Below are 13113 nucleotides of genomic sequence, written 5' to 3' on the forward strand. Positions count from 1 at the left end.
GCCTACTGTGCTCGTGCCGTTATACAGCTGGTAGTTGATGCCGGTGTTAGAGTTGTTCAGGGTTATAGCCGCACCTGCGCTGTTCTGGCATATCGTGCCGCCGCCGCTTACCGTATGCAACTGGGGAAGGGCGTTGATGCTTATGGTCACCACTCCGCTCATATCGCTCATACAGCCTGTGGTCAGGTCTGTCGCCTGTGCGCTGTAGGTGCCTGCTACCGTAAAGGTGCCTATATCTATAGGAGTGCCCGTACCGAAGCCTGCAGTGCCTGCTACTGCGCTGCCGTTATACAGCTGGTAGCTCACGCCGGGGGCGCTGCCGCCAAGGCCTACCGTTACTCCGCTGCCACCCGCGCAGTAGCTGCCGCCGCCTGTCACGGTCTGTACCGCGGGCAGTGCGTTCACGCTCACGCTCACCGTACCGGTCATCGCGTTCGTACAGCCCGTGCCGCTGTTATAGCCTATGGTCGTGTAGTCGCCTCCGGCCGTCATGCTGCCGAAGTCAACGGCAAGGCCCGTACCTGCAACAAGGCCGCCCGTAGGTACGCCATCGCGGTACAGCTGGTAGCTTACGCCCACCTGCGAGTTGCCTATTCCTACATGTACGCCTGTGCCGCCTGCGCAGTACGCGCCGCCGCCTGTCAGGGTCTGGGCCAATGGCAGTGCGTTCTGCACTACTGTGGCGCTGCCGTTCATCGTGCTGGTACAGGTACCGTTATCTGCGCCTACATAGTAGGTAGCTGCAAGGGTATGTATCCCGAAGCTCAGCGCTGCGCCCGTGCCGGTAGCTGCTGTGCCTACAGGAAGGCTGCCGTTGTACAGCTGGTAGCTTACGCCTGCTGTGCTGCCGCTCAGACCTATGGATACGCCTGTGCTGCCCGCGCAGTAGCTGCCGCCGCCTGTTACATTATATATTGTCGGTACCGCATTGATAGATACAGATGCCGTGCCTGTCATATTGTTCGTACAGCCCGTTACAGGGTCCGTAGCTTTCACCATATAGGTGCCGCTCATCGTCTGGCTGCCGAAGCTGATGGCAGAGCCTGTACCGGGTACCGCGCTGCCCATCGCCGTCAGGCCATTGTACAGCTGGTAGTTGATACCGGTCTGGCTGCTGCCAAGGCCTACCGCTACGCCTGTGCCGCCTGCGCAATAAGCGCCGCCGCCATTCACTATCTGTGCCACTGGCAATGCATTGATAGTGATGCCTGCGCTGCCGCTCATCACGCGCGTACATGCGGTGGTGGCATTGGTGGCCAGTACCGTATAGGTGCCGCTCGCCGTCTGGGTGCCCAGGCCGATGGCCGAGCCGCTGCCAGCTACCGCGGTGCCTACTGTGGCCGCGCCATTGTACAGCTGGTAGTTAACGCCTGTCTCAGAACCTGAAAGGCTGATGGCCTGACCGCTGCCGCCTGCGCAGTAGCTGCCGCCGCCCGTCACTGCATATACTGTAGGAAGGGGGTTGATGGTGATAGAGGCAGTACCGCTCATAGCACGCGTACAGCCCGTGGTAGTATTGGTCGCCAGTACCGTATAGGTGCCTGCCGCAGTACGAAGACCGAAGCTCACCGCAGCACCGCCGCTCACCGCAGCGCCGCTCGCAGTTGCACCATTGTACAGCTGGTAGTCCACACCTGCCTGTGTGGTGCCCGTAAGCCCTATCGTAACACCCGTACCGCCCGCGCAGTAGCTGCTGCCCGAGGCGCTCACCGCGAACACATTAGGCAGTGCATTTACCGTTATCACAGCGCTGCCGTTCATATTGCTCTGGCAGCCCGTTACGCTGTTGGTCGCCTGTACCGTATAGGTACCCGCAGTAAGCTGGTTGCCGAAGTTCAGCGCACTACCCGTACCGCTCATCACGCTCACCAGCGTAGCGCCCATCGACAGGCTGTAGTTCACTCCTGTGGACGAACCGCTCAGCCCCACAGCTACTCCCGTACCACCGGCGCAATATGCACCCGTACCCGTTACAGGGTATACCGTAGGCAAGGGGTTGATGCCGATAGAGGCCGTACCGCTCATGTTGTTCGAACAGCCCGTAGTAGGGTTGATAGCGAATATCGTGTAGGTACCTGTCAAAGTTTGTGTTCCGAAGCTAATAGGAGAGTTAGTGCCTCCCATTGTGCTGCCTATTTGCGCAGCGCCATTGTACAGCATATAGTTGACACCTGTTTGAGAACCACCGAGGCCAACTGTTACACCAGTACCACCGGTACAATAATTGCCGCCACCGGTAATGGGGTATATCACAGGCAGTGCATTTACCGATACGGTAGCAGAACCGGTCATACCGGTAGAGCACCCTGTAGCAGTGTTCACACCTATCATAGTGTAGCTACCGGCAGTGGTCTGCAGGCCGAAGTTCAGCGAAGAACCATTACCCGGCACCGCAGTACCTACAGGCGTGCCCGAACGATACATCTGGTAGCTGACACCCGACTGCGAGCCGGAAAGTGTGATATTCTGACCGGCGCCGCCTATGCAGTAGCTACCGCCACCACCTACAGTGAAGGCAGTGGGCAGTGCATCGATGTTTATCACGGCCGATCCCGACATGTTAGCAGTACATGTAGTAATAGCATTTGTAGCGCGTACAGTGTATGTACCCGCGGCAGTGAAGGTGCCAAAGCTGAGCGCAGAGCCCGTACCTGCTACCGGAGCGCCAGTAGCCGTAGAACCATTGTACAACTGGTAGTTAACACCGGCAGTAGAACCGCTCAGTGTTACCGGGAAACCGGTGCCGCCGCTGCAGTAGCTACCGCCACCGCCTGTGGTAAATACTGTGGGCAGTGCGTTCTGCATCACTATGGCAGTACCGCTCATATTGCTGGTGCAGCCCACGGCAGATGTGGCCGTAGCCGAGTAAACACCTGCAGGCTGCACACCAAAGCTCAGCACACCACCGGGGCTTACTACAGGCACACCTACAGGTGTAGCGCCATTGTATAACTGGTATGTAACACCATTGGTAGAGTTAGAAAGACCTACTGCCAGGCCGGCAATGCTGGCACAATAGCTGCCACTACCCGTCATGTTATAGACATTAGGCAGTGCATTAGTGCTTATGGTAGCGCTGCCCAGCATATTGTTGGTACAGCCGGTCGCATTGTTCACGGCCGATACGGTATAAGTACCCACACCGGTCATATTACCGAAGCTGAACGCAACACCCATACCCGCAGCAGATGTGAGCGCCGTAGAGCCATAGTACAATGTATAGTCTATACCGGGCTCGCCATCGCTAAGACCCACAGGCATACCTGTACCGCCTACGCAGTAGCTGCCACCGCCCGTTACTGTATATGCTACAGGCAATGGGTTGATGGCCACTGTGGCGCTGCCACTCATCATAGTGGGGCAGGGCGATCCAAGACCTGTCATTACTATATAGTTGCCTGCAACTGTCTGGCTGGGGAATACTATGGGCGCACCTGTACCGGCAATGGTAGAGCCCACCGGCATACCATCTCTGTAGAGCTGGTAGGTCTTGCCGATGTCCGAACCGCTGAGCTGAACGGTAACACCCGTACCGCCTGCGCAGTAGCTGCCGCCACCCATTACAGCGTATACTATTGGCCTTTGTACCACCGTCACGGTGCTTGATGCTACCCTGTTGCTGGTACAGCCCGTACCTGTATATGTGACACTGAGCGAGTAGATGCCCGATGCCGCTGTGGTAGTAGCTGTGAGTGATGTAGTACCCGCAGCCGTAGTAGCACTGTAGCTGTTAGGGCCTGTCCAGTTGTAAGACACCAGTGTACCTGCACCGCTGGTAGCACCGGCCGTAAGTGTTATGGCCGACCCTGTACACAGCGCCGTGGGCGATGCCGTGATAGATGCTACCGTAGGCAGGCTGTTCACAGTAGCGCTGGTAGTGCGTGTGCCGGTAGCGGTACAGTTAGCGGCATCGGTCACAACAACAGAGTAAACGCCTGTGGCTGCTGTGGTAGCAGATGTTATAGTTGGGTTCCGGACAAGGCTATTGAAGCTGTTAGGTCCGGTCCACGAATAAGTATATGCACCTGTACCACCTGTTGCCGTGCTGAAGAGGCCTAGAGTGCTACCCGCACATATGGGGCCATCATTGGAGACCGTCACCATTGCAGGGCGGGGATTCACTACGGCAGTAGTAGTAGATGTGCTGCTTGTAGCGCAGTTATTGGCATCTGTAACAGTGAGCGAATATGTGCCCGAAGAAGCCGTAGTGGCATTAGGGATAGAAGGATCTTCTACCGCAGAGCTGAATGATGGGCCTGTCCATGATATGTCATATGGCGTAACGCCACCTGCTATGGTACTGGTCAGGTTCAGTGTGGCATCGGCACATATGGGGCCATTGTTGCCTATGGCCGTTACCTGCGGACGGGCATATACCGTTACTGTGAAGTTCTTTGGCGAACCCGCACATGTAAGACCTGATATGGTAAGTGATGGTGTAACGGTGAATGTACCCGATATGGTCGTAAGGCCGGGATTGGTGCCGGTAAAGGCTCCTATATTACCCGTACCATTGGCAACTGTGCCTATAGCGGTATTACTGTTGCTCCATGTATATACGTTCGATGCCGATCCGCCTGTGAATGTTGTGGCAGGCACCGTATTGTTGGCGCATACAGCACTGCTACTCACTGCGTTCACTGTTGGCGTCGGGTTCACGCGTATGGTAAAGTTCTGGCTGGCGCCTGTACAGCCATTGGCCGATGGCGTCACCGTTACTACTGCTGTCTCTGCTGCAGATGTACTGCTGTTCGTACCCGTGAAAGAAGCTATGTCGCCCGTGCCGCCAGATACAAGACCTATCACGGCATTGGTATTCGTCCAGCTATAGAGCGTACCGCTTACAGGGCCTGTGAAATTCGTAGCCGCAACAGAAGTGTTGTTGCACACCGCCTTATCGGCAGGATCGGCCACTGCGGGTGTGGGGTTCACAGTATAGTTGAAGCTCTGGCTGCTGCCTGTACAGCCCGCGGCCGATGGTGTCACCACCACGGTGGCCACTACAGGAATGCTGCCTGTATTGGTAGCCGCAAAAGAGCTTATGTTGCCGTTGCCCGCAGAAGCAAGACCGATGCTGGTGGTAGTGTTCGTCCAATCGTACTGTGTGCTGGCAACTGTGCCGGTGAAGGTAACGGCAGTAGTGAAGGCCGTGTTACATACTGCCTGGTCGGCAGGGTCGGCAACAGTAGGCGTAGGCTTCACGCTGATGGTGAAGGTCCTTGTAGTACCTGTACAGCCATATGCCGATGGTGTCACGTTAACAGTAGACACTGTGGTAGCGCTGGTGCTGTTGGTAGCGGTGAACGATGCTATATCGCCCGTGCCGGATGTGGCCAGACCAGTAGTTGTATTGCTGTTCGTCCAGGTATATACGGCTACAGGCACATAACCTGTGAATGTCACCGCCGTAGTAGCGAATGTATTACATACCGACTGATTGGACGGTGTGTTCACTGTAGGTGTCGGGTTCACAGTATAGGTGAATGTTTGCGTAGCACCTACACAGCTAGCCGCAGTAGGGGTAACTGTAACCGTAGACACTATAGGGGCATTAGCGATATTGGTAGCCACGAATGCCGATATATGCGTATTGCCTGATGTTGCCAGGCCGGTAGCAGTATTATCATTCACCCATGTATAAGTAGTGCCGCCTACTGTGCTTACGAAATTGGTAGCCGGGGCCACAGTGTTGTTACATACCGCCTGATCGGTAGGATCGGTAAGCACGGGTGTAGGCCTCACGCTGATGGTGAATGTCTGGCTGCTGCCGGTACAGCTATTGGCCGATGGCGTTACCGTTACCGTAGAAACTATCACGGCATTGGTACTGTTGGTAGCTGTAAAAGATGCTATATCGGTATTGCCCGATGAGGCAAGACCTGTAGCAGTATTATCGTTCGTCCATGTATATACGGTACCACTCACAGCGCCGGTGAAGTTGACGGCCGTAGTGTTGGCGTTATTACATACCGACTGGTCAGTGGGGTCCGAAACTGTTGGTGTTGGGTTCACGGTATAGGTAAATGTCTGGCTGCTGCCGGTACATCCTGCCGCAGTAGGCGTCACTGTCACTGTTGCCACCACGGGCGTGCTGCCGGTATTCACTGCAGTGAAAGAAGCGATATCGGTATTTCCGGTAGTGGCAAGGCCTATGCTCGAGGTATTATTGGTCCAGTTATATACGGTACCGCTCACCGCACCGCTGAAGCTGATGGCCGTGGTAGAGGCATTGTTACATACTGCCTGATCCGTAGGATCTGCAACATCGGGCGTGGGCTTCACCGTATAGGTGAATGTCTGCGAAGAACCCGGGCAGCTATTGGCCACAGGTGTCACTGTCACAGTGGCCACTACATTGGCAGCAGTACTATTGGTAGCAGTGAAAGTTGGTACGCTGGTATTGCCCAACGAGGTAAGACCTATGCTTGTAGTGCTGTTGGTCCAGTTATACGTTGTGCCCGATACGGGAGAACCGCTGAAGGTAACGGCAGTGGTAGTTGCATTATTACATACCGACTGATCCGCAGGGTCGTTCACCGTAGGTGTCTGGTTCACTGTCACATTTATGGTACGCGATGCCGTAGCAGTGCCATCGCTCACCTGTATGGTGAACGCATCTGTACCGTGGTAGCCAGCAGTAGGCGTATAAGTAAGCCCTGTAGGCGTTATAGTGCCCGAGCCTGTAGAAGCGGTAGCATTGAAGCCCCCCAGCGTACCATGCAATGGTGTACCGGTCACACTCCAGGTAAGCGTTTGCGAAGCATCTTCATCTACCACACCCAGGTTACTATTGATGGCGGTAGCGCTTGCATCCTGGCATATCGTCATGGTACCTGTAGCGCCGCCTGCAAATACAGGCGCCACATTGTCTGTCAGCGTCAGTATATCAGATTCATCTTCTGCAAGTATAGATGGGTTGCGGATTATTACCGTATAGCCACCGGCCTGGTTCGTCTCATAAGTACTGTTGGTGGCGCCGGGTATTATCACAGCATCCTTCACCCACTCATAAGTATATGCAGGATCGGTAGGCGTAGCGGTAAGGGTAGCCGTTATCGATGGGCCCACCATGTAAGATGTGGTAGTGATCTCGGCCGCACCCGGCAGATCGCCATCTATAAGGAAGAATCCGCTGAAGCCTTTAAAGGTCCCCGTGAATGCTACATTGCTACCCCACGTTGTGATGGTAGGTGTCACACGCTTAGAGTTCAGCTTGTGAATAGTGGCGTTCGTAGGCTCATTCGTCTTAACGATGTAGAGAGATGATGGGCTTACTCCGCTCAGCTCCGCATTTGTATAGTAGAATGTCGCATCATAGGTAGATGAAGAACCCGTTGTGGGTGTTATAGAGAACTCCTTCACCGACCTGTTCACCGCAGCATCGAATGTAGACGGAACAAAACCATTGCCCGATGTCGTTATGGCCGCGTTCACACAACCCAGGTCCTGCGAGGCATTCCTTACCATTGCCACTACGCTGCCGGTGGTATTATAGAAATAAGACGCGTTCACGCCGGTGTCTACTTGTGCCGAGCGTAATGTGGTATTCGTTTCTACAGGTGTACCGTCGCCACCTCCTGAAACAGGTGTCTGAGAGAACTGTAGGACCGGAAGACTTCCCGCTACTGTTGTAGCAGGGTTCGTGCAGGATGTGCCCGCGCTTTGCGTGGTATATGCCAATCCGTTATAGCCGCTCGAAGCCTTCGCGGTTACCCAATCTGTCCCTCCCGGTGTACCCGAGGCATTACGCCAGCATATATTTACTACCAGATTGCTTGTACCGTTCCAGGTAAAGCCGGATGAGAATACCAGCTCATTCCAGCCCAGTACAGTGGTCACATCGCCGGTATATACGGTGGTCAGCGCCTCTGGGGCAAAACCCATTGACATGGTCGTAGCAGAAGAATTGGCCATGCTTATCGTATAGTCCTCATACGGCAGCGTTGAATTTTTCGTCATCACCTTCACTTTCAAAGCGGTGATAGGCGAGGTAGAAGATATACCTGCTGCGGTAAGGTCGGCAGCTTTAAAGAGATATTGAGCCCTGGCCTGTGTGAAAAATCCGGCGAACAGTCCATTATGAGCAAGGCTACTTGTCGAGTCTCCCATGCTGACGTAAGACAGCGGCGTGGTCATAGCTACCGCAGTATCATCGTTAATGATGTTCACGCGTATGTTCTCATTGGCACCTACGCCCGCGCTGCTACCTGCGGCATCTACCGCAAGGTGCAGATAGAAGAACCTGTCATCATTTATCTTCACATTGTCGAAGATGGTCACAGATACGTTCTGCGGTGTGGCGCTACCCGCCGGGAATGTGAGCGACGTCGTGTTCAGCACAAAGTCCACACCACTCCTGGCAGTGCCGCCTGCGCCTACCGATATCGCTACCACTGGGCTGCCGCCGGTGGGGGCCGTACCCGTTATGCTCACCGGTATATCTATGGTCCTGCTGGCAGGGCATGCTGTGGTGCCTGCATTCTCGTTTATGTCCACTGTTGTTGCAGAGAAAGCTATCGTTTGTGCAGGTGCTGCCGTTGCAAAGCTCAGAATAGAGCCATTCGTTGTTCCGTAACTGTTCTCACCCATCACTCGGAAATAATAGGTAGTGCTCGATGCCAGCCCGGTTATATTGGCGGTCACTGCTGTAGCGCTGCTACCTGTTACAGGCGAAGGCGTTGCAGTAACAGTGGTGACACCCGATGACAGGTCTGACACGGTACTGTATGCAAAAGTAACAGTGGTGCTGGCAGTGTTCGCATTCACACTAGCATTGAGCGTAGCGCCCGTGGTGGATACGGCAGTAGCGGCAGCAGTGGCCACCGCCGGAGCGCCTGAAGCAGATATGGTAAGCTGCACCGCAGGTGTGAACTGGTCGTAAATACTAGCTACTGCATGCGAAAGGTGTGTTCTATAATAAGTGGTGGCCGTTACTGTAGCCGTATAGGTGGCATCCGTAGCGCCACTTATATCCGTCCATACACTGTTATCGGGCGAGCTCTGCCACTGGTATCTCGCATTTCCGCCATCCATGTTGGTAGACAGAACAGAATTATAAGATGGGATCGTGCCCGATGTAACGGTAGCTTTCGTTACCAGCCCGCTCACCGAGCCATAAAGGTCGCCGTCCATCGTAATGGTGGCCGAGGGGTTGATGTCTGTGCGTATATACAGGGCGCCTGCCAAAGAATTCACATTGGACACACCGCTTATCAGCGCATTGTTGCGCACCGACAGCGGAGCGTATAGCTTCACATCATTGACAGGGGGATATCCTATAACAAAGTCGTTCACCATTGTGCTACCACTGCCCCCTATTTCAGTTCCCTCTTCCTCTATCCTCAGTGTGCCGCTGTTAGCCGAAATGGTACCATTATTAACAAGGTTCTTCATGCCCTTCAGTACCATTTGCAGTGCGCCTGAGCCTGTTACCTTTGTTCCGTCGGCTATAACTACCGAAGCTCCAGACCCTACTCCGTACATAGTGAGGTCAAGTATACTGCCCTGGGTAGTACCGCCCGCATTCGTAGCCGACACACGAAAATAGTAAGTGGAACCTGGCGTAAGGCCAATGACCGTTGCTGTCACAGCAGTGGCCGACGAGCCCGTAACGGGAGATGGAGTAGCGCTTACCGTATGCACGCCCGACGAAAGGTCTGACACTGTGCTATACTCGAATATCACTGTGCTGCTGCTGCCATTGGCATTCACACTGCCGGGCAGGTCTACAGAATAAGATGAAGTGATAGAAGCAGCGCTTGTAACTACCGTTGGTGGTGTGGGCGCGTTCACTGTAGCTGCGGTGGTATTGGTACCTGTGGGTACACAACTGTTGGCATCAGATAGTGTAAGGGTATACACACCCGTAGCCGCAGTAGTAGCCGCAGTTATGGTAGGGTTCTGGTTGGTATTGGTAAAAGAGTTCGGCCCGGCCCACGAATAAGTATAGGGCGGTGTACCGCCTGTAGCTGTCGATGTCAGGCTTAGGTCGCTGCCCGCTATGATGGGGCCATTGTTGCCTATGGCAGACAGTGTAAGCGCTGCCGGTGGCGCTGTAATGGATATGACCCTTGTTATTTCCTGGGGTACAGTGGCGGCATCGGCTATGGTACAGGTATATGTGCCCGGGCACAGACCCGATATAGATGAAGAAACATGGCCATTGCTCCACATATATGTATATGGGGGTGTACCGCCCGATGGCGTTACCGATGCCGTGCCATCGCAGGTAAAGCCACAGGCATTGCCATTCGTTTTCGATGTGGTGGCAGTGAGTATACTGAAGCTAAGTATGCTGCCGGTGGTAGCCCCCCCGGCATTCGTACCCTTCACCCGGAAGTAATAGGTATTACCTGCAGTGAGTCCGCTAATAGTGGCCGACACACTGGTAGCACTGCTACCTGTGACCGAGGATGGCGTGGCCGATACCGTAGTGACACCAGATGAAAGGTCCGATACCGTACTATATTCGAATATCACAGTAGTATTATCGTCATTCGCATTCACACTACCGTTCAGCGTAGCAGCCGATGCAGTGAAACTTGTTGCAGCCGATGTGGTGGCTGTAGGCGGCGTCACGCCCACAGGTGTAGTGAAGCTGAGTATGGCCCCGCTTGTGGTACCGCCTGCATTGGTGCTTACTAGTCTATAGTAGTAGGTGGCGCTCGCCGACAGACCCGAAACAGAAGCAGTAACACCAGTACTGCCTGCATTGGCTATACGCGAAGAGGGGGTAGCTGTAACGCTACTTACACCCGAGGCCAATGTTGGGGATGTGCTGTACTCAAAAATAATGGGGGAGGTAGCTATTCCGTTATCATTGATGGTACCGTTCAGGCCGGCGCCCGAAGAAGTGATGCTGCTTGCAGCAGTAGTAGTATTGAGAGGACCGTACTTGTTGCCGAACACAAAGTTGTCCACAGCCATATAGTTGGCACCGCCACCGCACTGTATCTCCAGCTCATCGATGTTCGTCAATGAATTGTCTGTACCGCCTTCTGTGGCAAAATTGATGTAGGTGAACCCATTGTTGGTAGAGAAATTACTAACAAAGCCTGTTGTTTTTGTCAGTGTGAACTTTGTAACACCTCCGCGTTTGCCCCTGAATGTAACGCTACCGCCACCTGGTGTGGCGGCATTGTCGGTAGATATGAACAGATGCAACCCTTTTACTGTTATAAGCGCAGCATCTGTAGTAAGGATGGAATAGGTCTGGTTGGTATTGGCACCTGTGGCAGCCGCATCAAGAAACTTCGATGAGGTACCGGTACAGTTGCCTGCGGTACATGAGGTACCCACACCATAGTTAGTAGCTGAAAGATTCGTATGACCTCCATTGCAATCGGTCCAGGTATCGCCAGGTATCCACACTCCAAAAGTGCCCCCTGTAGGGCACGAGGCAGTGAAGCAGGTGAAGCTCTGACCATTGTTTACGAATACGGTAGGCTTTGCACTGGATCCGCCATCAGTGATACTTTCGAAAGTTTCGGTAAATGGCTGCGCCAAAGCGGTAGCCACAGATCCAAAAAAGAAAAATAATATCAGCGCGGCAAAAATTCTTGTATTCATATAATAGTTCTTCATAGAAAAACGTGAAAATATTATTCTGATAGATCTTTATTCTCGATCCCTTTTGCAAAACGTGGTGATGAAATGTCTATCCACTTACGGCATTCGTTAGTCGCAGGAAAATGCTTTATAGAAACCGTAGGGAGTAGAACCCGGCGAGGCAACACTCAGTGTCAGTATAGTACCTGCCGAAACACTGACACCAGTTATAACACATGTGGTGGGGACGCCTCCCGATGCGGCGGTAGTACTGCACGTTCCTACAAGCGTGCTGGTAGCGAAGGTAGAGCTTGATGTACTTGGTGCAACTGAGTAGAGGTTCCAGGTCATAGCGCTAGGTACATACGAAGTTATGGTCATAGTAGGCGTACATGTGGTGGGCGCTGTAACGGTAACAAGGCCGGCAGCGTTCAGATTGCTTTGCTGTACGCTATTGGTAGGGCTATAATACCCCGTGCCCGATACCACAGTAGTATTGCCGCTTACAGCATATGGTATTTTAGATGGGCTGGCGCCGGTGCCTGTGCTACCGCCACCGCCGCCGCTGGGTGTGGCCCACTGGCCATCGCCACGCAGGTAAGTGGTACTGGATGCTGTGCCACCCGTAGAGGCTATTTTAGCTATCGTTACCGTATTGTCTGCAAGGCTGGGGTTGGGATAAGTACCGGTAAGGTGGCCTCCGGCCGAGCCTGATGGCGTGGCAGTAGGCGTGGCCCAGGTATTATCGCCGCGCAGAAAGGTACTGCTGGATCGGGTACCCGAAGCGCTGAGGTCCGATGCTGTTACCGAGGCCGCCAGGTTCAGCTTGCTGTAAGCAATGGCGGCAGTGGTACTGACATCAGAGTTCACAATGGTGCCATCCAGTATCTTACTACTAGTGATGGAGCTATTGGCTATCGTAGGGTTGGGGTAGGTGCCTGTAATGTCGCCACCTGCAGAGCCGCCCGGTGTGGTGCCTGTGATGGTGATATTGCTGGCAGCGGTTATCTGGCCCTTACTGTTCACGGTATATGCAGGCACCTGTGTGCTGCTACCATAAGTACCGCTTGTCACCCCCGTTGCTGCCAGCGTAGGGTTGGGATAGTTGCCTGTCAGGTCGCCACCTGCCGAGCCGGTCGGCGATCCGCCGCCACCGCCTATTACCGTCCATGCAGTGCCGTTGTAATAGTAGAAGCCCTTGGTCACATCTGTCTGGTATACCATCAGGCCCTCTGCCGGTGTGGTTATGGCCGTGCGCTGTGCCTGTGTCATCCTGGGTATCAGTATCCCCTTGGTGGTAGATGCTACATCCAGCATTGCAGAGTTATCGGCTGTGCTGCCGGTAGTGTTCAGGGCCATACCCTGTGCCTGTGCGCCCTGAGATGACAATGCTATGGTGCCACCCAGCAGGAAGGAAAATAAAATAGTATTCTTCATATTATACATTTACTTAATTATTTTTGATCTTTGTTTTACATATCAATGACAAAGCCACCTTTTTCTGTTGAAAAAATGTGCATAAAAACATGGAGGTACGAAGATAAAAATTTATGTGAATGAAATGAT

General features: G+C 53.8%; 2 protein-coding genes. Both read right to left on the minus strand.

The genetic code is table 11. The annotated features are described in order from the left end of the window. The coding region (locus ABD843_RS06595) for a beta strand repeat-containing protein (RefSeq protein WP_345080369.1) at positions 1 to 11568 on the minus strand (11568 nt) is incomplete at its 3' end. 108 nt (positions 11569 to 11676) lie between these two features. Next, positions 11677 to 12984: a hypothetical protein gene (locus tag ABD843_RS06600; protein ID WP_345080372.1), complete on the minus strand. Its 1308-nt coding sequence runs from the start codon at positions 12982 to 12984 to the stop codon at positions 11677 to 11679. Positions 12985 to 13113: the final 129 nt, after the last annotated feature.

Origin of the sequence: Nemorincola caseinilytica (assembly GCF_039540515.1) — a bacterium.
Classification (GTDB): domain Bacteria; phylum Bacteroidota; class Bacteroidia; order Chitinophagales; family Chitinophagaceae; genus Nemorincola; species Nemorincola caseinilytica.